The 25,518-nt window shown below is 60.8% G+C and carries 24 protein-coding genes, 1 tRNA gene and 1 pseudogene; 12 read left to right on the top strand and 14 right to left on the bottom strand.

Features of this window, described 5'->3' with window-relative positions; genetic code table 11:
* Positions 1-39: 39 nt before the first annotated feature.
* The 4 genes from Q0603_RS14300 to Q0603_RS14285 are packed head-to-tail and all read left to right on the top strand — an operon-like array spanning position 40 to position 3,495.
* A complete protein-coding gene (locus tag Q0603_RS14300) occupies positions 40-594 on the top strand; it encodes a molybdopterin-dependent oxidoreductase (RefSeq protein WP_298726825.1) in 555 nt (184 codons plus the stop codon).
* Entirely contained in the window at positions 594-2,036 is a 1,443-nt protein-coding gene (locus tag Q0603_RS14295) for an ATP-binding protein (RefSeq protein ID WP_298726823.1), read from the top strand. The genes Q0603_RS14300 and Q0603_RS14295 overlap by 1 nt, the downstream gene beginning before the upstream one ends.
* On the top strand, positions 2,033-3,034 hold the full coding sequence (locus tag Q0603_RS14290) for an alpha/beta hydrolase (protein WP_298726821.1): 1,002 nt from the start codon (positions 2,033-2,035) through the stop codon (positions 3,032-3,034). The genes Q0603_RS14295 and Q0603_RS14290 overlap by 4 nt, the downstream gene beginning before the upstream one ends.
* 53 nt (positions 3,035-3,087) lie before the next feature.
* A complete protein-coding gene (locus Q0603_RS14285; RefSeq protein ID WP_298726819.1) occupies positions 3,088-3,495 on the top strand; it encodes an HPP family protein in 408 nt (135 codons plus the stop codon).
* On the opposite strand, the gene Q0603_RS14280 is transcribed toward Q0603_RS14285, so the two are convergent.
* The 7 genes and pseudogenes from Q0603_RS14280 to Q0603_RS19380 all read right to left on the bottom strand — a co-directional run.
* Positions 3,492-4,409: a glycosyltransferase family 9 protein gene (locus Q0603_RS14280; RefSeq protein ID WP_298726817.1), complete on the bottom strand. Its 918-nt coding sequence runs from the start codon at positions 4,407-4,409 to the stop codon at positions 3,492-3,494. The two genes, Q0603_RS14285 and Q0603_RS14280, sit on opposite strands and share 4 nt — an antisense overlap.
* A gap of 13 nt (positions 4,410-4,422) precedes the next feature.
* Positions 4,423-5,586: an O-antigen ligase family protein gene (locus Q0603_RS14275; RefSeq protein ID WP_298726816.1), complete on the bottom strand. Its 1,164-nt coding sequence runs from the start codon at positions 5,584-5,586 to the stop codon at positions 4,423-4,425.
* A 111-nt stretch (positions 5,587-5,697) separates the two neighbouring features.
* Positions 5,698-6,651: a glycosyltransferase family 2 protein gene (locus Q0603_RS14270; protein ID WP_298726812.1), complete on the bottom strand. Its 954-nt coding sequence runs from the start codon at positions 6,649-6,651 to the stop codon at positions 5,698-5,700.
* Positions 6,652-6,808: 157 nt separating this feature from the next.
* Entirely contained in the window at positions 6,809-7,108 is a 300-nt protein-coding gene (locus Q0603_RS14265) for a hypothetical protein (RefSeq protein ID WP_298726810.1), read from the bottom strand.
* A 250-nt stretch (positions 7,109-7,358) separates the two neighbouring features.
* Entirely contained in the window at positions 7,359-7,787 is a 429-nt protein-coding gene (locus Q0603_RS14260) for a hypothetical protein (RefSeq protein WP_298726808.1), read from the bottom strand.
* 323 nt (positions 7,788-8,110) lie between these two features.
* Complete coding sequence (locus Q0603_RS14255) at positions 8,111-8,335, bottom strand: acyl-CoA dehydrogenase family protein (RefSeq protein ID WP_298726807.1); 225 nt, start codon at positions 8,333-8,335, stop codon at positions 8,111-8,113.
* A 194-nt stretch (positions 8,336-8,529) separates the two neighbouring features.
* A pseudogene (locus Q0603_RS19380) lies at positions 8,530-8,658 on the bottom strand (acyl-CoA dehydrogenase family protein); the annotation flags it as partial.
* Positions 8,659-9,000: 342 nt separating this feature from the next.
* On the opposite strand from Q0603_RS19380, the gene Q0603_RS14250 reads away from it, so the two are divergent.
* From Q0603_RS14250 to Q0603_RS14235, 4 genes are all read left to right on the top strand, one after another.
* Positions 9,001-9,846, top strand: coding sequence for a CoA transferase (locus Q0603_RS14250; RefSeq protein ID WP_298726805.1), 846 nt, complete (start codon positions 9,001-9,003; stop codon positions 9,844-9,846).
* 4 nt (positions 9,847-9,850) lie between these two features.
* Positions 9,851-10,624, top strand: a complete 774-nt coding sequence (locus Q0603_RS14245; RefSeq protein ID WP_298726803.1) for a CoA-transferase — start codon at positions 9,851-9,853, stop codon at positions 10,622-10,624.
* Positions 10,625-10,633: 9 nt separating this feature from the next.
* A complete protein-coding gene (locus Q0603_RS14240; protein ID WP_298726801.1) occupies positions 10,634-12,235 on the top strand; it encodes a class I adenylate-forming enzyme family protein in 1,602 nt (533 codons plus the stop codon).
* 90 nt (positions 12,236-12,325) lie between these two features.
* Positions 12,326-13,255, top strand: a complete 930-nt coding sequence (locus Q0603_RS14235; protein WP_298726799.1) for a dihydrodipicolinate synthase family protein — start codon at positions 12,326-12,328, stop codon at positions 13,253-13,255.
* A 42-nt stretch (positions 13,256-13,297) separates the two neighbouring features.
* Here the strand turns inward: Q0603_RS14235 and Q0603_RS14230 are convergent.
* Together Q0603_RS14230 and Q0603_RS14225 are read right to left on the bottom strand one after the other, a co-directional pair.
* A tRNA-Val gene (locus Q0603_RS14230) sits at positions 13,298-13,372 on the bottom strand.
* A gap of 104 nt (positions 13,373-13,476) precedes the next feature.
* A complete protein-coding gene (locus Q0603_RS14225) occupies positions 13,477-15,942 on the bottom strand; it encodes a penicillin-binding protein 1A (protein ID WP_298726797.1) in 2,466 nt (821 codons plus the stop codon).
* 466 nt (positions 15,943-16,408) lie between these two features.
* On the opposite strand from Q0603_RS14225, the gene Q0603_RS14220 reads away from it, so the two are divergent.
* On the top strand, positions 16,409-16,729 hold the full coding sequence (locus Q0603_RS14220) for a YciI family protein (RefSeq protein ID WP_298726795.1): 321 nt from the start codon (positions 16,409-16,411) through the stop codon (positions 16,727-16,729).
* 171 nt (positions 16,730-16,900) lie between these two features.
* Here Q0603_RS14220 and Q0603_RS14215 read toward each other — a convergent pair whose 3' ends face one another.
* From Q0603_RS14215 to Q0603_RS14200, 4 genes are all read right to left on the bottom strand, one after another.
* A complete protein-coding gene (locus Q0603_RS14215; RefSeq protein ID WP_298726793.1) occupies positions 16,901-17,347 on the bottom strand; it encodes an NADH dehydrogenase ubiquinone Fe-S protein 4 in 447 nt (148 codons plus the stop codon).
* A 113-nt stretch (positions 17,348-17,460) separates the two neighbouring features.
* A complete protein-coding gene (locus Q0603_RS14210; RefSeq protein ID WP_298726791.1) occupies positions 17,461-17,931 on the bottom strand; it encodes an Hsp20 family protein in 471 nt (156 codons plus the stop codon).
* Positions 17,932-18,074: 143 nt separating this feature from the next.
* Positions 18,075-18,545 (bottom strand): VOC family protein, encoded by a 471-nt coding sequence (locus tag Q0603_RS14205; protein WP_298726789.1) that lies wholly within the window; start codon positions 18,543-18,545, stop codon positions 18,075-18,077.
* 121 nt (positions 18,546-18,666) lie between these two features.
* On the bottom strand, positions 18,667-19,803 hold the full coding sequence (locus Q0603_RS14200) for an N-acetylmuramoyl-L-alanine amidase (RefSeq protein WP_298726787.1): 1,137 nt from the start codon (positions 19,801-19,803) through the stop codon (positions 18,667-18,669).
* 570 nt (positions 19,804-20,373) lie between these two features.
* Between Q0603_RS14200 and Q0603_RS14195 the strand changes: the two genes are divergently transcribed.
* From Q0603_RS14195 to Q0603_RS14185, 3 genes are read left to right on the top strand one after another with little or no spacing between them, the layout of a single operon-like run.
* Positions 20,374-23,406 carry a ribonuclease E/G gene (locus tag Q0603_RS14195; RefSeq protein ID WP_298726784.1) on the top strand — a complete coding sequence of 1,011 codons (3,033 nt, stop codon included), beginning with the start codon at positions 20,374-20,376 and terminating at the stop codon, positions 23,404-23,406.
* A complete protein-coding gene (locus Q0603_RS14190; protein ID WP_298726781.1) occupies positions 23,403-23,870 on the top strand; it encodes a GNAT family N-acetyltransferase in 468 nt (155 codons plus the stop codon). Before Q0603_RS14195 ends, Q0603_RS14190 begins: the two co-directional genes overlap by 4 nt.
* 13 nt (positions 23,871-23,883) lie before the next feature.
* Entirely contained in the window at positions 23,884-24,342 is a 459-nt protein-coding gene (locus tag Q0603_RS14185) for a YiiD C-terminal domain-containing protein (protein WP_298726779.1), read from the top strand.
* Positions 24,343-24,366: 24 nt separating this feature from the next.
* On the opposite strand, the gene Q0603_RS14180 is transcribed toward Q0603_RS14185, so the two are convergent.
* Positions 24,367-25,509, bottom strand: a complete 1,143-nt coding sequence (locus tag Q0603_RS14180) for an aminotransferase class I/II-fold pyridoxal phosphate-dependent enzyme (RefSeq protein WP_298726777.1) — start codon at positions 25,507-25,509, stop codon at positions 24,367-24,369.
* Between the last annotated feature and the right edge of the window lie 9 nt (positions 25,510-25,518).

Below are 25,518 nucleotides of genomic sequence, written 5' to 3'. Positions count from 1 at the left end.
TGCCACTCCGGCAGCAGCTATGTGTGCGGAAGGGTGTCCATGAACTGGGGGATGAAGGGGTGGGGCCGCCGTCTATGGGCAGTACTGCTTGTTGCGGCGGTAGTAGCGTTCTTTGGAAAAGGCGTTTCGGAAGCCTCGGAAGCGCTGCCAGCACCACAAGGCGAAGTCATTCTGACGGTCTCAGGCCTGATCGGCCGGGGCAATGGCAAGGATGCTGCAGGGCGGCCGCAAGCAAGCTTCGATCGTGCCATGCTCGAAGCAATAGGGACGACTGAGATCGTCACCATGACGCCCTGGTTTCCGGACGTCATGCGGTTCGAGGGTGTATTGCTGCGTGACCTCCTCGACAAGGTTGCCGCCCAGGGGAGCAGCCTGCATGCCGTGGCCCATAACGATTACGCTGCCGATATTCCCGTCGAAGATGCGCGGCGTTTCGACGTCATTCTTGCCATGAAGGCGAATGGCCGCACGCTGACGCTGCGTGACAAGGGGCCGCTCTTCATTGTCTATCCCTTCAGTAGTGATAAAGCGTTGAGAAGCGATGTGATGTATTACCGCTCGGTATGGCAGCTTCGCAGCCTTGAGGTCCGCTGATGCCGCTTCAGCAGGCATTGGCATCTCCCCAGATGCGGCCAGAGGGATTGGCAGGTGCCGGCCGCCGCTTTGTCATCGTGCTTGTCGCCACTGTGCTCGGCTTGTCGACTGTGCTGGCGGCTTATTTTTACGTTCAGCAGCAGGAATACAGCCGTTTCTCTTTCCAGAATCTTGTTTGGGAAGGCGTGCAGCTGCGTAACGAGCATCAAGCATTTCGCGCTGCACTTGTCGAGGCACTGGGGGACTTGCCTGGTGCGAGCATGCAGGAAGTCGTGCAGCGTTACGATATCCTCTACGGGCGCCTGGATCTTCTAGAAACCGGCCATGCGAACCTGACCTATCAATCTGATCCCAGGATTCGTGAGCTGCTGCTCCATGTGAACACCGTCATTCGGGGCTGGGATAAACTGGTTGCCGCATATGCGGCCGGCGATCGAGAAGCAGGGTTGCGGATTGCAGAAGAAGCGCGCGCCATGGATCCCACGCTGAGTGCTTTCACGGCCGCAATCAACTTGATCGGTGCCAAGCGTGTCGATGACGCGCGAGAGCGCATGGCCAGGCTATACGCGGCGCTGATCGCGGCGGTGGTGGTCATATGCATGTTGGTATTCGGCTTCGCTTTTGCCCTGCTTCGGCAGTTGAAAATGACCGAGAAGGCTCACCTCGATTTGCGCAATATGACGGTCGATCTTGAGCAGGCCCGGCGTGAGGCAGAAGAGGCCAGCCGGGCGAAATCGACTTTCCTCGCCACCATGAGCCATGAACTGCGTACGCCGTTGAATGCAATTCTGGGCTTCGCCGATATCATGCGGCAAGGATTGTTCGGGCCAGTCGGAAGCCAGCGCTATCTCGATTACCTTGATGGTATCGTCAAAAGTGGCCAGCATCTGCTGTCCTTGATCAATGACGTGCTCGACATGTCCCGCATCGAAGCTGGACGGATTGAGCTGCGCGAGACCAACCTCGACATTGGCCTTGCTATCGATCAGGCACTGTCTCTTGTTGCGGTTACTGCTGAGGGCAAGGGGGTGACGCTTCAGCATTCAGTCCCGCCAGGCTTGCCGCAGCTGCGTGCGGACGAACGCCTGCTCCGGCAAATCCTGCTCAATCTTCTCAGCAATGCGATAAAGTTCACGCCGGAAGGCGGCCATGTGGAAGTCGCCGCTGCCACGTTGACCGATGGGGGCGTTGCCATTCGCGTGCGAGACACCGGCATTGGCATGAGTGATGCGCAGCTCCGACGGATTTTCGAGCCGTTTTCTCACGGAGACTCGCTACGCGCCCGCGAAACCGGCGGTAGTGGCCTGGGGCTGCCTATCACCCGTCGGCTGGTCGAGCTTCATGGGGGCCAGATTCATATCTCCAGCCGGAAAAGTCTCGGCACGACGGCAACCCTGGTCTTCCCGGTTGCGCGCGCGGTGACCGTTGGCGCGGTGCAATGACAATACGCCGATTCTTCCAGATCGGTTTGTTGTTATTGCTAATGGGCGCCTGTGCCCCTCGACTGCAACCATTGGGGCAGGACGATATTTCGCCCGCTCTGGATGTCGCAGCAGGCAAATGGCAGGCAAGTGACGGGCGCGTCCTGCCGTTGCGGCATTGGCTGCCGAAGGAGCCGGCCAAGGCCATCCTGCTGAGCCTTCATGGTTTCAACGATTATGGCAATTCATTTGCTTCGGCAGGCAAGTGGCTGGCGGGACGCGGGATTGCCACCTATGCGCCGGATCAAAGAGGATTTGGTGCATCGCCTTACCGTGGCCTCTGGCCAGGGGAAAACCGGCTGGCCTTGGATGTCCTAGAACTGACCCAGCTGCTGCGTCGGCACAATCCTCAAATCCCTTTCTATTGGCTGGGCGATAGCATGGGGGGAGCCGTTGTGCTGGCCGCCTTGCAACGCAGCGAGACGAAGCCGGATGGCATCATCCTGGTCGCACCGGCGGTGTGGGGGCGCGGCAGCATGCCCGTGCATTACCGCATCGCCCTTTGGCTCGCATCCTATACGGTCCCCTGGATGACCGTCACCGGGCGCGGATTGAATATCCAGGCCTCTGACAACATCGAAATGCTGCGGCAGCTCTCCCGCGACCCGCTGGTGATCAAGGAGACGCGGATCGACGCCATTCATGGCCTGGTCAATTTGATGGATACGGCCGCTGAAACCAGGCCATCGGGGCTGCCGGTCCTATTGCTCTACGGCGCCAAGGATGAGGTCATCCCGAAGGCGCCCGTCGAGACATTCGCTGCTTCGCTAAAGGCCTCGTCAGGCATCAATTTGCGCGTAGTCGTCTACAGAAACGGTTGGCATATGCTGCTTCGCGATCTGCAGGCCGAGACAGTTTGGCGCGATATTGCCGCATGGATCCAGGACAGTCGTGCGGAGCTGCCTTCAGGGGCTGAGCGCCAGACGCTTCCGTTATTCGCTCAGGATGGGGCGCGATGAAATTGGCGACATTAAAAGAAGCGCTTTGGTCCGGTCTTGGCATCGTGCCGAGTATGGCGCTGGTGCTGTGGGTCATCGATGCCGAGCACGGCCTGGCGCTGACCTCATTGGGCAGCACGGCGATTCTGCTTTTCTGCTATCCCACGCATGAAGGCGCCCGGCCGGTTGCGGTTCTGGTGTCACATCTCTTGGGAGCGGCGATCGGCATCCTGCTGTTCAAGCTCATTGGCAGCAATATTTGGACGATGGGAGCCGGTGTGGCGTTGATCGCGGTTGCCATGCGGCTTGGCAACATCATGCATCCGCCGGCGGCGGCGAACCCCCTTATCGTGCTGAACTTGCACAGCGATTGGGTATTCATCGCCTATCCGCTAGCGCCAGCCTTGCTGATTCTGTTGGCGGCCGTTTTCCTGTGGAGCCGTCTGCGCCCCGGACCAACTTGGCCACTTCGCTGGCTTTAAGATCTTTGCGGCGGTAATCGCTTCAATACTTTTTCCAGCGATAGATTCGCCAGATTCGGGTGCTGGAGAATCCGGACCCAGTCACCGCGAGGCGAAACCTTGCGGGGATCGGACTCAGCCGAGTAGAGCACAAGCGAGGGGCAACCAGCAGCGGCGAGGACATGCATGGGGCCAGTATCATTGCCGACAGCCACCGCTGCCTGCCGGCCGAGGGTCGCGAGGTCGGCAATCGATGTCTGTTCGTAAAGGCTGATCGCCTGGGGGCAGGCGGCGAGGATCTCATCGATCTGCAAGCGTTCAGCTTGCCGGCCAATCAGAACGGGCTGTAATCCTTGATACTGAAGATGGTTCGCCAGAGCTGCAAAATGGGCTGCGGGCCACCGCTTTTGCGGCCGGTGCGGCGAACCGCCGGGAACCAGCAAAGCGAAAGGCTGTCGCAAGCCGTAGCGGGTTATATCCGATTGCAGAAAAGACAGATCAGGCAATCCGGGATCAGGAATGCCGACTAGCGCCAACTGCTGACGCCGCAACTCGCTGATATGAATCGGTACAGTTGAATCAGGGATGAAATGGCTGCAGCCAGGCGCATTGCCGACCCATTCCGGTCTCGGCCTCCCCAGGAGGCGGTAGTACCATCGCGTACGCTGTGAACCCTGTAGATCATAAATGCGTGAAAAGCGGCCCCCGCGGATGCGGCGGATCAGGTTCAGCGTGTGCCGGAGCTGCCATAATTTAGGCCGACTGTCGCACCAAATCTCATCGAAATAGCTGCTTTTCGCAATTAAATCGACATAAGGGGCTGTCGTCAGCAACACCAAATGCTCATCGGGATGATGCCGCCGGATCGCCCTGAATAGCGGCAGGGCAAGGATCATATCCCCCAGCGCAGAATGTTTGATCACCAGGATAGACATGCGCGTCGCTCGTTCACGATTGCGCTTTCTGGCCTTCGACGGCGCAGGCACATTTGGCGGTACAGACGGCGAGCGCCAGCGAGCACCACATCAGCATGGCGGGCCAATTGCTGAAGAAACTTTGGCTTATGGCCAATGGAAACAGGGTGACGATCAGGCATCCGACTAGAACCAATCCTGTCATTTTGATGTGCGGTGACAGAAATAGCGGGCGCATAACCTGGCGGACGATCAGGAACACAAAGGCGAGAAAGCAGAGGAAGCCTATGGTCCCCGATTCGGACAGCCACTCGACGTAAATGTTGTGGGGATGCGGATGGCATCCATAGACCAGATCATTGCTGAATATTCGTTCGCAGGCGGTAACATAATTTCGCAGGCCTGCGCCTTCGATGGGATATACCGTCCAGATACGGTATCCCAGCGCAATCAGCTCCCCATAAACAGATGACCAAAAATCCAAAATGGTGGAGAGGGTGCTTTCTGCCCGCGCTCGGATGCGCGTACTAATCTCCAATATAAGCGCAACGCAGATGCTCACCATTACGAGAGCGCTGAGGCTAATCCAGCGATATCGCGAACCCGTTACGATGGCCAAGGCGATAATGGTGAGGACTGCCAGAACGGTCAGAATCGAGGCGCTGCGTTCACCAGTCAGCAGTATGAACATCAGCGTCAGCAGGCTGTATGCGAAGATCGCCAATCTGAGTTTCCAGTCGCCGAGCCAAGATTGCGACGTTCCTGCAATGAGAAGCCACGCGGTAACGAGAGGAAAGCCGATCCGTGCGGCGAACATTCCAATGTTGGGGCGATCCAGTGGACCTGTCAGTCGGACGCCGCCATCGATCGCTCGCCCACTCAAGCCAATACCGCTTACGAGTTGGACGAAGCCGTCGATCATAGCCAGGCCCAGCGTTGCCCCCCAGAGTACGGCAATGACCTTGAGATCGGCACGAGACTGCACCAACCAGAGAGTGGTGGCGGCAAAGAACACAATGAATCTAAACCAAGGCAGGCTGCGACCGTAGGACAGCGCCGGATCCAGGGCTAATGGAGAAATCAGCAGGTTGAGGATCAACCATGTAATCAGCAGTGTGGCGAATAGCGGATCGCGAAAACGGTACCAGTCTTTCTGAATGATCGTGTCGGCCAGGAAAGACAGGCCGATGACAGCCATGCAGACTTCAGCCGTGCCTCGCGAGATAAGCAGCGCTGCCGGCATGAGGGCGAAAAGGAAGAGGTTAAATGTCCTCAGGCGATGGAGCGCAACTGTACTTTTACTCATTTCTTAGGCCTTGTTGTTGACCGGCTGCGGGACACGCCGCACATTGGTCATCTGGCCAAATGCGTCATGCAGCCGATCTAGAATGCGCCGTGTACTAAGGGGAAGCCCTAATTTCGTGCAGCCATAAAGTGCCAGCAGCGTCCAGCGGTTGAAGGGCAGGCCAGCACGATTCACGGCCTTCCAGGCGCTCGATATGCATTTACGGGAAAGCGCCCTTTGAATATCGGCATTCAGGGCGGGATTGTCGCGCAGCATGTTGTAGTGCGCGAGAAAGCGGTCGTGCAGAAGCTGAGCCTGGTTCGAGGATATATGCGACCCTATGCGCGGCGCGTAGGTCATTTTTGCCCGCAAATCGATCATCCGGTTCGCATAACTGGCGATGCGGAGGGCAAAAGATTCGTCCTGAACGAAGACTGCTTCGTCGCAGCCGCCACTCTTTCTGAAAATGTCGGCTTGCACCAACCAGGTCATGCGAACGAAGCCGCGTCCATTGGCGACCAGCGATAGCGGTGAATCGCTGACTAGGTATTCTGGTTGCTGGGGCATAGGGGCGGGGTGAATATCGGTCGCCGGCAAATCCGAATGCGCCACCTTGCCATGGATGATCTGAGCGTTTTCTGCCTTCAGGAGCCGAAGCATCGTCGCCACCGCATTCGGCACGATGAGCTCATCAGCATCGATGAGGCATAAATATCGACCACGCGCAGCGCGGACGCCCTGATTCAGGCGGACGCTGGGGCCTGCGTTGGTTTCATTCTCAATGATTTGAAAATTGTCGAACTGATTGCTTAGACGTTTGAGAATCGCGACGGAATCATCCGGTGATGCGTCGTCGACGAAGATATACTCCACCGGCTCGAATATCTGCTGGTCCCGCAGAGCGCGCAAAACTTCGGGAAGGACATTGGCCTTCTTGAAAACCGGAATGACGAATGAGACTTCAGGGGCGGTGTTCATCAGTTTTCATTCCAGGCACAGCAGCAAACACTACGCCGATGCTGGGAAATGCGTTGCCGGCCGCACCCGCCGCAGGACGTCACAGGTGTACGCGACGGCTTTTCCCCTATCATAAGTGCTTGAGGAATAGTAGCGGCAGGCCCCTGACGGGGTCCTGTCAGGCTTCCATCACCAGCCAGACCGATTCCGTCGGCGGCCGGCGTACGGTGGCCAGCCCATCATAGGTGATGGGCGCGTTGTGGAATTCCCGGAGCTTGGCTTCCCGTTCCGCTTTGGCTTTTTCGGGGCCGCCGATCATGCCGCGAATCTCCAGTAGCACCTGCAGCATAGTCTCGGCGCCGGGCAGGTTGCCTTCGGTGATGATCTCCACGCGCGACCGTGGAACGGGTTCGATACCGTAGGATATCTGCACCCGCTCAACCGTGAGTTTCGGAATTATGGCAGTCACATCAGCCATTTAATTAGGTTAGCAGATCGTAAACGACGGGTGAAGACGACAATCCAGCCAACGCCCCTGCTGCGGAGGATCATTAGTATCTGATTGTTTTGTCATGGATTTTTATGGGAGTGGCTTCCCGCCATGTCTTTGGAACGCCGCCCATACCAGCCATAACGGTCTCCCCCGGATCTGGGGCAACCCGGGGGAGTGGGCTTTGGGGCGCTGCAGCCGCTCTACGGTCCGGTCGGAATCGGGCTGGCCGGCAGTCTCATCTGTCGCTGAGGCGATGCCATAGGCTGCTGATCGGGGTGCGATTAGCCACTGACCGGACGCGGTCGGCAACGGCTTTCCCGGTCATGGTGCCATGATAGTGGCAGTCGCAGACCAGGTGATGGAGTTCTTCATCTGACAGGTTGAAGAAACTGATCGCATCGCCCACAGTGTCGCCGTTCAGTCCTTGCGCCCGCAGAACCGGATCGTCATGCGCGATGCTCAGTGGGGTATCGTCGGCCCGGGCCAGCATGCGCTCCTCTTTGCTGAGAAACTCGATCCGCATCAGGGGGCGAAGACGGCGATCCTGACTTTGTTCGAGAAGAGTTGCCCAGCGCTCCAGGCGTTCAGCCCGGGACATAAGCCGGCTTCCAGCACGAAAAACCTGGGCAACCTGCTCAACGTCATTCAGCGGTCTGTATTCCATGGTATCCTCCAGTGCTATCCGAACGCGATGAGCCGCAATTCGGCTGTTTGCCAAAGGGGTACAGCAAGTACTCCCCGCCATGCCCGGCAGCTGCCGTACGCGGCGGAAAAAGTGCACTGATTTTTTGTTTAGTTTTTTCGAGCGGCCGGAAATTCGTCGGCGGGCTCGATATCCATATTAGTCCGTTTGGATGGAAAGAGAAGATTAAAGTGTATGCGAGTGCCACTCATCCAGTGTCGTGCATCTTTACGGCACTCGAATAAAAAAGCCGGATATGAAAGTGGCGATTTCTGAACGCTTCTTAGGCAGCTGAACCACGACATTCAGCGGCGTTGGTAGAAGCGGCGGTTCACCAATGCGGCGGCGATATTGACCTTCTGGGTGTCCATAGCGCCTCCGGCAATGCCCCAGATCCCGGCATCGCGAAGTCGCTGCTCAATCGGATCTTCCGTGTTGTAGCCGTATCCAGCCAGCAATTGGAGCGCAGCGCTGCAAACTTTGCGCGTGTTCTCATTGGCAAAGAATTTTGCGATGGAGCCGTCGCGCACCGAAGGAAGGACCAAAGCAGCTCTGGTAACGGCACGAGATCAGAAGCCTGGATGCATCGATGCACATTGCCATCTCGGCGAGCTTAAGATGGGAGCATTATCGCTTCTGGCCATTCATACCTTGGGAAGAATGCGTTGCTTGAGCTTTTCGCTGGGCGAAAATGCTCGATTGCCAGAACTGGCCAAAGCAGGATTCAAAAAATAGGAAATGCGACAGCCGACGAGACCTTTGCGACGGCTTCCAGAACAAGGACCGCTTCAAGATGCCCCAGTCCGGCACCGCCATGGGCTGGATTGAGATTGATGCCAAGGAAGCCCATTTCCGCGGCCGCTTGACCCTATTTGCGAGGGGAGCGGGGTATTGGTTTCCTCCAGCTCGTACGCGACGGCACTCAGTTCCTTTTGTGCAAATTGCTGGCCAGCTCCTGCAATTGGCGCTGCTCCGGCATCAGGTCGAAATCCGTGTTGGAGCGCCTCCCGGTCGTATCTGGTCCTATGCCCTTAGATAGAGATGTGACCGGTGGTTTTTGTGTTGGTCGCCGGCAGAATTGAGCCGTCAAATTCTGAACGGCGCAATTATAAAAGTACAATTATAAAACCAGTTGTCCGCCAGACTTTTCCGCACCACAATAAACACCAGAAGTTTTTTGGGAGGAGATGTCGGTATGACCGCAAGCCTTGGACAGGCTGCGAACTTTGTTTCGTCTGTCGATCAATTGGCAGCGCAGATCCCTGACGGTGCCCAGATTGCGGTACCGCCGGATTATTCCGGCGTCGCCATGGAGCTGACGCGGGCGATGATCCGACGTGGCGTTCGCAACCTGCACCTGGTGGGGGTGCCGGTTTCGGGCCTGCAGGCAGAGTTATTGATCGGTGCCGGTTGTGTAGCGGTGGTCGAAACATCGGCAATCACCCTTGGGGAATATGGCACCGCTCATCGTTTCGTCTCGGGGCTGCGCCGCGGTGCCTTCCAGATGAAGGATGCAACCTGTCCAGCGGTACACGCAGCAATCCAGGCTGGTGGGAAAGGCATTCCTTTTATGCCATTGCGCGGGATTCTGGGCGCCGATCTTTTGAAGAACCGGCCCGATTGGAAGGTCATCGATAATCCTTTTTCGGCCGGGAAAGACCCGATTGTGCTCCTGCCCGCCATTCGGCCGGACATAGCCATCTTCCATTCGCCCTATGCCGACCGGAACGGCAATGTATTCATCGGGCGGCGCCGTGAGTTGGTGGCGATGGCGCATGCCTCGGCCATGTCGTTGGTTACGGTGGAGGAGATTCGCGACATAGATCTACTGGCTTCCGAGGAAAGCGCAGCGGGTACGTTGACGGCCGCCTATATCGGCGGAATCGCGGTTGCACCACGCGGGGCTTGGCCGCTGCGGCTGTGGGATATCTACGGTTATGACGAACCCCATATTCGCCAGTACAGCGACATGGCGCGTACAGAGGAAGGTTTCGCCCGGTATCTCGATCTATTCGTTCATGAACAGCGGGCTGCGGAGTAGTGGAATGCAGGACAGCGTACCGTTCAGCCGCCAGGAATTGCTGATCTCTGTTATCGCCCGGCTGCTAACCGGCTGCAGAATTGTGGCCACCGGTGCCTCATCTCCCATTCCTGGTGCAGGCGCTCTTCTGGCGCGAGCGCAATCGGGCGGCAGATTGCGCGTCAATGTTCTGGGCAGCGTGCGAAATGATTTCCTCTGCGATGGCGGAGTGGAATTGTTTGACCTTGCAGCGCAAGGTCGCCTGGACGCATTTTTCCTTGGCGGAGGCCAGATCGATGGCGCGGCAAACATAAATCTGGTCGGCGCTGGCGGAACCTATCCGCAGACCGACGTGCGCTGGCCAGGATCTTTCGGATCGGCTTACCTCTATTATTTGGTGCCGCGGGTCATTCTGTTCCGCGAGGAGCATACGCGGCGCGTAATGGTGCCGAAGGTCGATTTCATCTCGGCGGCGGGGCCCAGGAATGATGGTACCTACCGGCCGGGCGGCCCCATCGGTCTGCTCACCAATCTCTGCTGGTTCTCGTTCGATCGCTCGCGGCTCCGGTTCCGGCTGGAAAGTGTGCATCCCGGCCATACGGTCGAAGAGGTGCGTGATCATACCGGCTTCGATTTTGACTGTCCCGAGACCGTGCCGATGACGTTGCCTCCAGATACCGACACGCTGGCGCTTCTGCGCACGAGAATCGCCAGAGAACTTGCAGAGACCTATCCGCGCTTCGTCGCCCAGGTATTCCCCGAAGCCCAGGTCCCTGAGACACTGAGCGCCGCAGACTGATGGCCGATCATGGCGTGGCAGCTCGATCCAGGCATCGAAATCCGGCACGAGGCGCATTTCGGCGACCGGGTTGTCCGATGCTTCGCCCAGCGCCCGCGGACGGTCTATGAAATTTTTGCACGAACGCTCAAAGCAGCGGCAGAGCGGGAAGCGCTGGTCGCAGGAGCCAGTCGGCTGCGTTACGCCGATCTCGACACGGAGGCGGCAAGGATCGCTGCCGGGCTTGCGGCCCTAGGAGTCAAGGCAGGCATGCGGGTTGGCATGCTGCTTGGGAACCGGGTCGAGTTCATCACCGTGTTGCTGGCGATCTTCCGCTTAGGGGCAATAGCCGTTCCGATGGGAACCCGTCTTCAGGGGCCCGAGATCGCTTACATTTTGGATCATTGTGGCGCCTCCGTACTGGTGCATGAGGCGGAACTGTGCAATCGTCTGCCCCAAAAAACTGATCTGCCCCAGTTGCGCTACCGCTTCTCGGTCGGGGGCGATAGTCCCGGCTCAAGGCCTTTTGCGGAACTGCGCCAGACCGCAGAGCCACCGCCTGTCGCTTTGCCCGATGAGGAGGAAACGGCGGTTATTCTCTATACCTCGGGGACCACGGGGCGCCCGAAGGGTGCGATGCTGTCGCATCTCAACATCGTGCATTCAGCGCTGCATTTTCAGTATTGCATGGCACTCGGGCCGCAGGACCGCTCATTGCTAGCGGTGCCGGCAAGCCACGTTACCGGTCTGGTCGCCATCATTATCGCCGCCTGGCAGGGCGGTGGCTGCGTCGTCATGATGCCGGAGTTCAAAGTCCGGGATTTTCTCGTCCTCGCGGCCCAGGAGCGGCTGACCCATACGATCATGGTCCCGGCGATGTATAACCTCTGCCTGCTGCAGCCGGACTTTTCGTCATTCGATCTCTCGGCTTGGCGCGTGGGCGGATATGGCGGCGCCCCGATGCCGGAAGCAACCATCGCGCGGCTGGCCGAGGTATTGCCGGGCTTGAAGCTGATGAATGCCTATGGCGCGACCGAAACAACTTCTCCGACGACCATCATGCCGGCCGAGTTCACCGCCAGTCATTCTGACAGCGTTGGCATCGAGGCGCCTTGCGCCGAAGTGATCGTTGTCGATGCGGAAGGGCGGGAGGTGCCGCGCGGCGAAAGCGGCGAGTTATGGATCCGCGGTCCGATGGTGGTGCGTGGATATTGGAACAACCCCGAGGCGACCGCGCAATCCTTCACCGCCGGATTCTGGCATTCGGGCGATATCGGTTCGATCGACAAGGATGGCTTCGTTCGCGTCTTCGATCGGGTCAAGGATATGATCAACCGTGGCGGCTATAAGGTCTTCTCCGTCGAGGTGGAGAATGTCTTAAGCCATCATGAGGGCGTACTGGAAAGCGCCATCATCGGCAAACCTTGTCCCGTCCTGGGCGAACGGGTGCATGCTTTCGTCGCCCGCCGCGATCCGTCGCTGGACGCGGAGACGCTGAAAGCTTTCTGCGCGTCTCGCTTGGCCGATTACAAGATTCCGGAAACTTTCACCTTTCTGGACGAGCCATTGCCCCGCAACGCCAATGGCAAGCTGTTGAAACGGGTCTTGCGCGATCGTCTGACTGCCGTCTGACGCACCTGCAAGGCGTATTCTGATCTGAATCAAACTGGCGCCGGTAACGGAGTGATATCCGTGCGGCAGTTGGACGGGAGGGAAGAATACATGCGTCTTGATGAAACTGCCGCCGGAGTGTTTCCCATTGCGCCAACGCCGTTTCATCCCGATGGGCGGGTGGACGAGGCGTCCATAGGCAAGCTGATCGATACCTATCTGGGTGCGGGTGCCACGGGTGCTACGGTCTTGGGGATCATGGGCGAGGCGCCGAAGCTGGAGCCCGACGAATCTCTTGCCGTCGCGGCACAGTTCATCAAGGGAATGGGGCGGTTGCCGGTGGTGGTCGGCGTCTCCGCACCAGGTTTTGCCGCCATGCGTTCTCTCGCGCACTCGGTTATGGATCGCGGCGCGGCGGGCGTGATGATCGCGCCGGCGCCGTCGCTGCGCACCGATGAGCAGATCATCGGATATTTCCGTCAGGCCGTGGAGGCAATTGGCCCCGATATTCCGTTCGTCTTGCAGGATTATCCCTTGGCCCTGACGGTTCAGATCACACCGAAGGTGATCCGCCAGATCGTTCAGGACAATGCATCCTGCGTCATGCTCAAGCATGAGGATTGGCCGGGCTTGGAGAAGATCTCCACTTTGCGCGGCTATCAGGCGGAGGGCTCGATGCGGCCGATCTCGATCCTGACCGGCAATGGCGGTCTGTTCCTCGATTTTGAGATGGAGCGCGGCGCCGATGGCGCGATGACGGGCTATGCCTTTCCCGAGATGCTGGTCGATTTGGTGCGGATGCAGAAGACCGGCCAGCGGGATCAGGCGCATGATCTGTTCGATGCCCATCTGCCGCTGTTGCGCTACGAGCACCAGCAGGGCGTCGGCCTGGCGGTGCGCAAATACATTCTGATGCGGCGCGGTATCCTCGCGTCCGATGCGCAGCGCAAGCCCGGCGCAACGCTCTCGGCCAAGGCGCGGCAGGAAGTTGATTATCTGCTGGCCCGTTTGGCCAAGCACGATCCGCGCGCCAAGGTCTGATCGACTTGGCGCTTGGCAGCTACATTGCAGCAGTCTGGAAAATGGTGGGCGGTACAGGATTTGAACCTGTGGCCCCACCCATGTGAAGGGTGTGCTCTACCGCTGAGCTAACCGCCCGCCTATCGGATCGTCCGAACACCGGAACCGATACAGAGCCGCAGCGTATAAAGAGGCCGCCGCGGGGTGTCAAGCGGCCGGGAAACCCGGCCGCGACCAAAGACTTAATACAGGCCGCCGGTTCCGGAAATCGGGGTGGAGCCAACGCTGCCCCCGACGCCGCTGATGCTGTCGATTTCAGGTTCGGCCATGGAGCCGTCCAGCACGCTGCTGCGTTCTCCAGGTTGCGGCTCGGTGCCCGGCCGGAAAGCCTCCAGGATGACGTTGCGGTCGCCCGGACGCGCCAGTTCACCCGTCTCGGCCTGCACGCGCACCAGCCGCACGCCGGGCGGCACGCGGAACTGGATGACCGGCTTGCCCTTCAGAGCCTCGGCCATGAAAGCCTTGAAAACTGGCACGGCGACCGAGGAGCCGGTTTCGCGCTTGCCCATGTCTTTTGGCACGTCGTAGCCGATGAAGACGCCAACCACGAGGTCCGGGCTGAAGCCGATGAACCAGGTGTCCATGCTGTCGTTGGTGGTGCCGGTCTTGCCGGCCAGCGGCCGCCCAAGCTCGCGGATCCGGATGCCGGTGCCGCGCTGAACCACGCCTTCAAGGATCGAGACCATCTGATAGGCGGTGACAGGATCGATGATCTCCGGCCGCGTGTCCGGCAGGCTCGGTTCGGGCTGGCCCATCCAGGCGGGTGCCACGCAACCGGGGCAGGGGCGGTTGTCGTGCCGGAAGATGGTATGGCCTTTGCGATCCTGCACCCGGTCGATCAGGCTCGGGATGATCTTGCGTCCGCCATTGACGAATTCCGCATAGGCCGTGGTAAGGCGCAGCAGCGTCGTTTCGCCGGCGCCGAGCGACATGGAGAGCACCGGCGGCATATTGTCGACGACGCCGAAGCGTTTCGCGTAATCGACGACCTTCTCCATACCGATGGCTTGCGCCAGCCGAATGGTCATCAGGTTGCGGGATTTCTCGACACCGACACGCAAGGTCGACGGCCCGTAGAACTGAGCGGTGTAGTTGGCGGGTTTCCACAGCGGCAATCCTGGCCCCTGGTCCAGGACGAAGGGCGCGTCGAGCACGAGGCTTGATGGCGTGAAGCCGCTATCCAGCGCCGCAGCATAGACGAAGGGCTTGAAGGCCGAACCGGGCTGGCGGTTGGCTTGCGTCGCGCGATTGAACTGCGATAGCCGGAAATCGAAACCGCCGACAAGGGCCAGCACGCGCCCGGTATGGGGGTCCAGCGCCACGAGGCCGCCCCCGACTTCCGGAATCTGCCGGAGCGCGTAGCCGTCCTGCGGCTTGTCGCCCATCGGCGCGACGGCAATCACATCACCGATATTGAGGACATCTGCCGGGACGCGCGGCACCGGGCCGAAATGATCGGGGCCGAATTTCTTGCGTGCCCAGCGCAGGCCGGAGTGCGGGATATGACTCTGCGTGCCATCGGCAAAGCCGATCTGGGCTGCTTCATTGGTAAGGCCCAGCACCACCGCGATGCGCCAGGGCGGCAACACGCCCGCGAAGGGTGGCAGCGCTTTCAGCTTCTCGCGCCAGTCGGGCGCGAGGGTTTTGCCCTCAGCGAAATTGGCAAACGGACCGCGCCATCCGCCAGCGCGGCGGTCATAGGCTTCCAGGCCTTCGCGCAGTACACGCTCGCCGATGCTTTGCAGCTTCGGGTCCATGGTGGTGCGGACGCTGAGGCCACCTTCATACAATCCTTTTTCGCCGAAGCGCTGGGCCAGTTCTCGGCGCACTTCCTCAGCAAACCAGTCGGCGCGCGCGACTTCCGATTCAGGCCGCGTGGTGGCGATGAGCGGCGTGGCGATGGCTTCCTGCGCCTGCTGCTGCGTGATGGCGCCGTCTTCCAGCATGCGCTCGATCACCCAGTCGCGGCGGCCCTTGGCGCGTTCGGCATGCCGGACGGGATGGTAATTGCTCGGTGCTTTCGGCAGGGCAGCCAGATAGGCCGCTTCGGCCAGGGTGAGGTCATAGAGTGACTTGTCAAAATAGGTCAGCGCTGCTGCGGCGACGCCATAGGCGCCTGCGCCGAGGTAAATCTCGTTGAGATACAGTTCGAGAATCTTGTCCTTGGAGAAGGCTTTTTCGATGCGGAAGGACAGGATCGCTTCCTTCGCCTTGCGAGTGATCGAAACTTCGTTGGTGAGCAGGAAGTTCTTGGCGACCTGCTGGGTGATGGTCGAAGCGCCCACCGGGCGACGGTTCTGCGCCAGGTTCATCGCATTCTGAATGATGGCGCGCGCAAGGCCTACCGGATCAATGCCGGAATGCTCGTAGAAATTCTTGTCCTCGGCCGAGAGGAAGGCCTGCTTGACCAGCGGCGGGATCGCCTCGATCGGCACGAACAGGCGGCGCTCACGGGCGAATTCGGCAATCAGCCGGCCATCGCCGGCATGGATACGGGTCGTGACAGGCGGCTGATAATCGGCCAGCTGCTGATAGTCGGGCAGGTCACGGCCGAAATACCAAAGACCGGCCAGAACGGCTCCCGCCGCTCCGACGCCGGCAAGGACAATCAGGAACAGCAGCAAAAAAAGGTGACGCAGCAATCGCATGATGAGAGGGGCTTCCCCACGTGGCAGAATCTGGTCGCGGCGGCGCTACTGGTACGCCGATGCCGGCCTCATGTATAGCGCTGTTTTTGCAGGAACATTGTGGCGGTCCTGGGGCGGAAAACCGCCGCTATTGCTGTCAGGGCGGGCTTATTGCGAGCCAGTTGCAGCCAGATGCTTCCAAGTTGAGGCCAGTTCAAGCAGTTAGTCCTTTGGCGCCCAGTGGAGTCTGTTGAGTCCTGTTAAATCCCGTTCACTCCCGTTTAGCACGCGTAGCCGCGGTTCAACCGGCCCAGGAAGCTGCCTGACGCTTCATACAAATGGCGCTGGGTAGGATTATAGTCAACATGGAGCCCTCGCAGAAAATTGAACCAGCCCGTGTCGGATGACAGGCGGGCCATTCGTCCTCCGGGGCGGGACGGCTTTGGCCGCGGGACCGCCAGGCAGTCAAATCGGGAGGACGATCCATATGCGCTTCATGATGCTGATGATCCCCAAAGGTTACGAGATGGCGCCGCCCGGCACGCTTCCGGACGACATGGGACGCATGGCGGCAATGATGAAATTCAATGCGGACATGCAGAAAGCCGGAATCCTGCTGGCTGTGGAAGGGTTGCATCCGCCCTCGATGGGCGTCCGGGTCTCGTTCAAAGAGGGGAAGCCGATTGTGACGGACGGCTCCTTTGCTGAGACGAAGGAAATTTTGGGCGGTTACTGGATGATCCAGGTTGCTTCGCGGCAGGAGGCGATCGAATGGGCCCGTCGCTGTCCCGCGCTGACAACGAGGTGATCAAAATCCGCCGGGTTCAGGAAATGGAGGATTTCCCAATGGAGGTTCAGCGACGGAGCGCAACCCTTCGCAAGATGCAGGTCTGGACGCCGCAAGAGAAAGGCCAGATGTCGTAGCCTCTACAGACATCGGAACGTCTCGCACCCATATCATCGCAGCGGGTTCGTCGTCTTAAGTATCGATCACATCCAGCGGCACGGGCCGGGTGAAATTGTCGCGATAGCGTTTCGGCAGCACGCGCCGCCGCTGCGGTTCGCGAATCCGGAAGCGCCAGCCCTGCCGCCGTGCGAATGCGACCGCCTGCTCTTTGGACGGAAAAGATAGCTGAACCTGGCGTCGGGGATCCTGCGATCCCGTCCATCCCGTCAGGACATCGATGGGCAACGGATCTTCGGACATGAATTCGAGTATCCAGCGACTGGCATTGGCGCGGCCGCCCTGCAAAGGATTGGGGGCCGGCTGGTAGATATCGACCTTCGGTCCGCGATGCCGAGGCCTATGGGGCAGGTTGTCATTCACTACTCGCTGGAATTCCGGCGGCGCATTCTGCGACCAATCATCGGCGAAGTACGAAACAGTTTCCGCAAGCTCACGTTGACGCGGCATTCCGGCAGTCATGTCATCTCCCTGAGTGTTGAACCTCGCAATCGTTTACATGCAAAAGAGAGGGCGGTGTCGCCGGAGCGGCACCGCAAGTTCATTGACGGTCTTTTGTTTTTTTGGGGGGTAGGCTAGGCAGCCTGCTTGCGGTCTTCGATCTGCCGCAACGCCGGCGCTGTCGGCGTCGCGTTGATCGCGATCCGCCGCGGCTTCATCTCCTCAGGCAGCTCCCGCACCAGATCGATGGTCAGCAGTCCGTTATCGAGCCGCGCGCCCGTCACCTTGACGTAGTCGGCCAACTCGAACCGCCGCTCGAATTCACCGGATCCGATGCCGCGATACAGATATTCCCCGCTGTTATCTTCCGGTCTGCGGCCGCTGACGGTCAGCAGATTCTGCTGATGCGTGACTTTCAGATCTTCCTGCGAACAGCCCGCCACTGCCATGGTGATCCGGTATTTGTCATCGCCGCTCTTGACGATGTCATAGGGAGGCCAGCTCTCCATCGTCTGGCTTTCGGTAGCGTATTCGAGCAGGTTGAAAATCCGGTCGAAACCGATGCTGGATCGGAAAAGAGGAGAGAAGTCATACATCTTTCTCATAGCCATATCCTCCAATGAGCAACATGGATACGAGGGGCGCCAAAGAGCTGACGCCCCTTGACCGCCGGTCCCCAAACGGGCGGCCGGCGAGATCGATCTGGGAAGGCGTTTTCCGGTTTCAAGAGGGGAGAAACAGTGTGTGATCAACCCGCTGCTGCAGCCTTCAGCGGCGCGATGTCGAGCTTGACCATTTTTAGCATGGCCTCGGTGACCCGTTTCACCTTCGCCGGATCGGGATCGTTCATGAGCTCCTGAAGGCATGTCGGAGCGATCTGCCAGGACAGACCCCAGCGGTCCTTGAGCCAGCCGCATTGCTCCACGCTGCCGCCTTCCTTCAGCGCATCCCAAAGGCGGTCGATCTCCGCCTGCGTGTCGCATTCCACCAGGATGGAAAAGCTGTGATTGAATGGATCGAGCGGCCCGGCCTCGATCGCCATGTAGTTCTGTCCGCCCAAGGTGAAGGCGGCGATCTTCACGCTGCCGGCCGGACTCGAGGGATTGTCAGCCATGACAGCCGAGGTCCATTCGATCCGGGAGCCCGGAACCAGACACGTGTAGAAGCGGATCGCTGCTTCCATGTCTTTTTCGAACCAAAGATGCTGTGTGATCCTCATGATGCGCTCCCTTGTCCAGGCGAAAGTCCGGGGCGACCGGATTTCCGTTTTCCTCCACAGGACGTGCGGAGCAGGATCGGACCGACAGGCCGATTAGATTTTTGGCCGGGAGCGAGAGGAGCTAACGCGCGACCTGGGCTTCGACACCGAAAAAGCGGTCGATGGCCTGCGCCACGGCCTCGGCCAACTGGGCGCGGCCGCCTTCGGAGAACAACAGCGCCTCATCCGTGGGATTGGAAAGATAACCCAGTTCCAGCAGAACCGATGGCACGTCGGGGGCGGTCAGGACGCGGAAGTTTGCCGCCCGCATCGGATTGCTGCGCAGCGGAATCTGCTCGCGCAGATTGGCGGTGAGCAATCCGGCGAAACGGCTGGAAAGCCGTGCGGTATCGCGGGAGGCGAGGTCGAGCAGAATCGAAATGACGTCGTCCACTGCTCCGGCGGTCGCATCTTCAGCCAACAGGTCGGCCTTGTTCTCGCGCAGTGCCAAGGCTTCCGCCTCATGATCCGTGGCGAACTCCGCCAAGGTATAGACGCTGGCCCCACGGGTGACGCGGTCGCCGCCCAGGCTGTCTGCATGGATCGAGATGAACAGGTCGGCCTCATGCTGGCGCGCCAGATTGACCCGCTGGGGCAGGCGGACGAAGCGGTCCTGTTCGCGGGTCAGAAGCACCCGGTAGCGGCCGGTGCGGTTGAGCCGCGCAGCCACGGCCTTGGCCACTGCCAAGGTAATGTCCTTTTCAAAGCGGCCGGAGGCGCTGATGGCGCCAGGGTCCTGTCCGCCATGGCCCGGATCCAGCACGATCAGGCGCCGCCGCTCGTTGATGGCGGCGGGGGGCGGGACGATATCGGCCGCCGTCGTCAGCGGCAGCCGGACGGGAGCGGCGAAGGCCAAGAGGAATGCCCCCGGATCGGCCGGGCGCAGGTCGATGACCAGCCTATGGCGGGTATGATCCTGGCCCTGCGACGGCAGGCGGAAGGAGCGCTCGACCACCGCGGGTTCGATCAGGTCCAGCGTCAGCGCGATACGGTCGGTGCCGATAACCGGTTGGCCGATATGGCCAATCAGGCCGGCGGCGCGCGGCTGCGGCGGGGGCGAAGTCCAGGAGGCAGGTGGCAGTACCAGGGTGAGGCCAAGCCCGTCCGGCGTGGCTTCCAGCAGCGCATCCAGCGGGGCCGAAGCCTCGACAACAAGGCGGGTGAGGGCGGCGTTCAGGCCCAGTTGCAGGCCGGTGATTCGCACCGGCTCGGCGGCCACGGCCGGCGCACCGATCAGCAGGGAAAATAACAATAAAAACAGGTATTTAATTGGAGGCCCCCGAATCGCCTGACAGGTGACAACAAAGACCTTGTGGCTCAGGCCTGCAACAGCGTACCATGTAGCTGCGAATATCCGAGTCAGATCCCGACGTCCAGCCGAGTCTCTTGAGCACTATTCTCTTGAACTCCACGGTCGGGGGGATCGGCGCATCGGCTTTGAGCCAACCTGCATAATCCAGATGCTTGCCCGAAAAGGAGGCGGCCTGGGCAGTAGGCCTTGGTCGCTGCGCTCAAGACAGCACGGATTTGGAGTGAACCTCCGAAGCGCCCGTCGACCGGCCCTTTAAGCTTTTTGGCCTGGCACGATGGTGGCGCGCGGTTGGCCGCCAGCGCGGCGCGCTTGTTGAGCAGGGTGAGACCCGCCGGCAGCGCCCCTGACCGGCCTTTCGGACCACTACCGTTGCGGCTTGCCGCCCCGGGCCGGTCTGTCCGCCGCCTGCTTCGAAAACCAAGGCGCGCCGCCGTTTGTTATTCGCGCGGGCGGCGCCGCGCCGCAGGAATATGCCGTATGGGCATGCGTATGCTGATCGACGCAACCCACCTTGAGGAAACTCGGGTGGTTGTCGTCAAAGGAACCCGCCTCGAAGAGTTCGATTACGAGACCTCTACCAAACAAGTCCTCAAAGGTAACATTTATCTGGCGCGGGTGACCCGCGTGGAGCCGTCGCTCCAGGCGGCCTTCGTTGAATACGGCGGCAACCGCCATGGCTTCCTGGCCTTCAGCGAAATCCATCCCGACTACTACCAGATCCCCATCGCCGACCGTGAAGCTCTGCTGGCGCAGCAGGCTGAGGAAGAGGCGCGTGCCGCCGAAGCCGAAGAAGCCGAACTGGCCGAGCAGGAGGCCCGTGAGGCTGCACGTGCGGCGAAGGCCGAGCGGGGTGACGATGGTGATGTCGACGCCGATGGCGCGGAAGAGGGCAGCGGTGAGAGCGGTGGCATCGAGACACTCGATAGCGATTACGACACCGTCGAGGAAATCACGCCTGACGCCCCGGCTTTGGCCAGTGATGACGCCGGTGATGATGCCAGCGACGAGACCGACACTGATGATGCTGGCGACAATAGTAGCACGGATGCCGACAGTACCGGTGAGCAGGAGCGCGGCGATGTTGCCGTGGCAGATGCAGCCGAGACGCAGGATGCCGCGCAGGAGGCTGAACAGTCTGAATCGGTAGCTGCTCCTGCTTACTGGAATGTGCCTGCCAGCGCCGCGTCTGCGCCCGCGATCGCGGCGGAAGTTGAGCCGGAAGAGAACGGCGAAGCGAACGTCGATGCCGAGGATGCCGCTGCCGAAGGGGCTGCGGATGAGCATGGCGAGGCTTCGGCTGAAGGCGCCGCTGAGGCGGACGGCAAGGGCGAGGATAACGGCAAGAGTGACGACCATGACGAAGGCCGTCGCCGCCGCCGCGCCAATGCGTTCCGCCGCTACAAGATTCAGGAAGTGATCAAGCGCCGACAGATCATGCTGGTGCAGGTGGTGAAGGAAGAACGCGGCAACAAAGGCGCTGCGCTGACGACCTATCTGTCGCTGGCGGGCCGCTATTGCGTGCTAATGCCGAACACTGCGCGCGGCGGCGGCATTTCACGCAAAATCCAGTCCCAGGCCGACCGCAAGCGACTGAAGGCGATCACGGCCGAGCTGGATATACCGGAAGGCATGGGCGTGATCGTGCGCACCGCCGGGATGGAGCGCTCGAAGCAAGAGATCAAGCGCGATTTCGAATTCCTGTTGCGCACCTGGGACAATATCCGCGAGCTGACGCTGGAATCGCAGGCACCCTGCCTGATTTATGAAGAAGCCGGGCTGATCAAGCGCTCGATCCGTGATCTCTATTCCGATCAGATCGACGAAGTCTTGGTGGAAGGCGAGCAGGGCTATCGCTTCGCCAAGGACTTCATGCAGATGCTGATGCCGTCTCACGCCGATCGCGTGAAGCTGTATCAGGACAAGATCCCGTTGTTCCATCGCTATCAAGTTGAACAGCAGCTTGATGGCATGTTCTCGCCAACCGTGCAGCTCAAGTCGGGCGGCTACATCGTCATCAATCCGACCGAAGCGCTGGTCTCCATCGACGTCAACTCCGGCAAGTCGACGCGCGAGCACAATATCGAGGAGACGGCTTACAAGACCAATCTGGAGGCGGCTGAGGAAATCGCCCGTCAGCTGCGCCTGCGCGATCTCGCCGGCCTTGTGGTGATCGACTTCATCGACATGGAGGAGAACCGCAATATCCGCAAGGTCGAGCAGCGGCTGAAGGAATGCCTGCGCAACGACCGCGCGCGCATCCAAGTCGGCCGCATATCCGCGTTCGGCCTTCTGGAAATGTCGCGCCAGCGACTGCGGCCGAGCCTGATCGAAAGCTCGACCATGCCCTGCCCGCATTGTCAGGGCCGCGGCTATGTCCGTTCCATCGAATCCACTGCCTTGCAGGTGCTGCGCGCCATCGAGGAGGAGGGCATTCGCGACCGCTCCAGCGAGATCACGGTGTCCGTCTCTGCCGAGGTGGCGATCTATCTGCTCAACCACAAGCGCGAGCGGATCAGCGATATCGAGCGGCGCTATGTGATGCGCGTGATCATCGCCGCCGATGCCAGCTTGGTGCCGCCGGATTACCGGATCGAGCGCAGCAAGACCCGCCAGCCTGGTGAAGTGAACCGCCCCGAGCTTGCGTCCAAAAATGACGGGCAGCGGCCGATTACCCAGGAGACCGCCTACGCGGCGGAAACCGATGAGGATGCCGGCGAGACCGAGGCCGACGAGGCTCAGGCGCAAGACACCGCTGAGGGCGAAGAGGATGGTGCCGGCGAAGGTCGCCGTCGCCGTCGCCGTCGCCGCCGCCGCGGCCGTCGTGACGATACCGCCCGCGGTGAAACGGAAGCTGCGAGCGCCGAGGAAGGCGATGACAGCGCCGGCGAAGCCGACGAGGCAGGCGCCGATGCCGAAGCCAGCGATGACGAGGCAGGCGAAGCCGCCGAGGCGCAGAATGGTGAACAGGGCGAAGGCGAGGGTGAAGGCCGCCGCCGCCGCCGTGGCCGCCGTGGCGGCCGCCGCCGCCGCCGTGGCGAAGGCGAGGGCGAACGCGCAGCCAGCGAGCCGCTGGACAGCGAACGCCAGGACGATGACCGCAGCGGGATGATGACGCCAGCAGCCATCGGCGCCATGCTGGACGGCGTGCCGGCTTATGAATTCGATGAGGAAGACGCAGCGCCCGCGACCAAGCCGCAGGACAGCACTTCTCAGGACAGCGCTTCTCAGGACAGCGAGCCGCAAGCCAGCAAGCCTCAGGAGAGCCCGGCTGCCGCGGCTGTGAGCGTGCATGTCGAGCCGCCGCCGCCGGTGGTGACCGACGATGTCGTGCTGCCGGAAACCGCGCCGGCCGAAACGCCGGTACCGCCTGCCGCACCTTCGCCCGTGCCGCCAGCGGCTGAGCAGATTACAACCGGTCCGGTTTTCGAGACTGTCGTGATCCGTCCCGATGGCGAGACTGAGAAGCCGGCCGAACCGCCGGCGCCGAAGAAGGGCTGGTGGCGCCGGTGAGAGAGGCTCCTATCCGCCGGGCCACCCTCAAGGACGAGGCTCAACTCGGCGCCTTGCAGAAGCGGGCCTATGTCAAATACGTCCCGCGCATCGGCACGGAACCGCAGCCGATGGCCGAAGAGGCCAAGGACCTGTTGCAGAATTACGAGGTCTGGGTGGTTGACGGTGCCGAGGATGTGCTGGCCGGTGCGCTGGTGCTACGGGCCGCTGAGGATCATCTGCTGATCTGGAGCGTTGCCGTCGATCCGACGCAGCAAGGCATCGGGCTGGGGCGCCGCCTGATAGACTTCGCCGAGCAGCAGGCGCGAGAGCGCGGCCTGCATGAGATGCGGCTTTACACCAACGCGCTATTCATCGAGAACCGTCAGCTCTATGCATATCTCGGCTATGTCGAAATCGGCATCGAGCAGCATGAAGGGCGCGAGCTGGTGCATATGTCCAAGTCGCTCACCGCTGCGGCGTAACCCTGCGGCTCCCGTGCGGGACCTCGAATCCTACCTGCACACCCACATTCCGCTGTCGGCCGCCATGCAGGTGGCGGTCGTTGCTGCATCGACGGATGCCGTCATGCTCAGCGCCCCGCTGGTGCCCAATATCAATCACCGCAGCACGGCATTTGGCGGCAGCTTATCAGCGGTGGCGATCCTCTCGGCCTGGTCACTGGTGGATCTGCGCCTCAAGGCGGAAGGTCTTCACGCGCGACTGGTGATCCAGTCGAACCGCATGGATTATGACCAGCCGGTGACGTCGTCATTCACGGCCACTGCGTCGCTGGCCGACGAGGCGCGCTGGCCGGTCTTCTGCAGGATGCTGCAACGCAGAGGCCGGGCGCGCATCGTGGCGCGCTCCGTCATCGCCTGCGACGATGTCGTCGCCGGGCATTTCGAAGGCGAATTCGTTGCCTTGCTGAACCGGGATGAGCCGACAGGTGGCTAGCTGTAGTGGCCCGGAGGCCGCTTACTACTTCGTCCAGTCCTTCAGCCGTTTCGCCGCTTCGACCATGCGGTCGGTGGCACCGGCGAAGGAGAAGCGCATGAAATAGTGGCCGCGATTGCGGTCGAAGTCGAAGCCTGGCGTCGCCGCGATGCCGGTTTCCAGCAGCATGCGCTTGCAGAAATCCGACGCATCGTTGGTGAAGCGGCTGATATCGGCATAAATGTAGAAGGCGCCATCGGCCGGCGCCAGTTGATCGAAGCCAGCGCGCGGCAGCTCGTTCAGCAATATCTCACGGTTCTTGGCATAGCGCGCGACATTGGCCTCCAGCTCGTCGTAAGCCGACAAGGCGGCCACGCCGGCTACCTGGCTGATGCCGGGTGCGGAGATGTAGAAATTCTGCGTCAGCCGCTCGATCTGGCGGACCATCATCTCGGGCACGACCATCCAGCCAAGCCGCCAGCCGGTCATCGAGAAGTATTTCGAGAAGCTGTTGATCACAATGGCCTGATCGGTATGCGACAGCACCGATTGCGCGCGGCCGTGATAGGTGATGCCGTGATAAATTTCGTCGACGATCAGCCAGCGCTTCTTCGCCGCGCAATCGTCGACCAGTGCCTTCATCGCCGCTTCCGACAGCATCGTGCCGGTCGGGTTGGCGGGGCTGGCCACCAGCACGCCCCTGGCGTCGGGCGCCTGCGCGTTGATTGCTTCCGGCGTCGGATGGAAACGGGTATCGAGCTCGGTGACGATCATCGCCGGTTCGAGATCCAGCGCTTTCAGGATATTGCGATAGGCCGGATAGGCCGGTTCGCCGAGCGCGACTTTGTCGCCCGCATCGAAGGCGGCAAGGAATGCAAGCTGAAAGCCGGTGGAGGAGCCGGTGGTGACGATAATGCGCTCCGCCGGAACGCTCAGGCCGTAATAGTCGCGATAATGCCTGGAGATCGCGCCGCGCAACTCCGGGATGCCGAGCGCCAGCGTGTAGCCCAGCGGCTCGCGCTGGGCCGCTGCCACGGCGGCTTCAATCGCCTTGCGTGGCGCGGGCGTGGACGGCTGGCCCACTTCCATGTGGATGACGTCGCCGCCTGCGGCTTCGCGTTCGGCGGCGGCCTTCATCACTTCCATCACATAGAAGGGGTCGATGGCGCCGCGCTTAGAGAGTTGCATGATTGAATC

Origin of the sequence: uncultured Ferrovibrio sp., assembly GCF_937960835.1 — a bacterium.
GTDB lineage: Bacteria > Pseudomonadota > Alphaproteobacteria > Ferrovibrionales > Ferrovibrionaceae > Ferrovibrio.
This window is presented reverse-complemented; position numbering and strand designations above follow the sequence as displayed.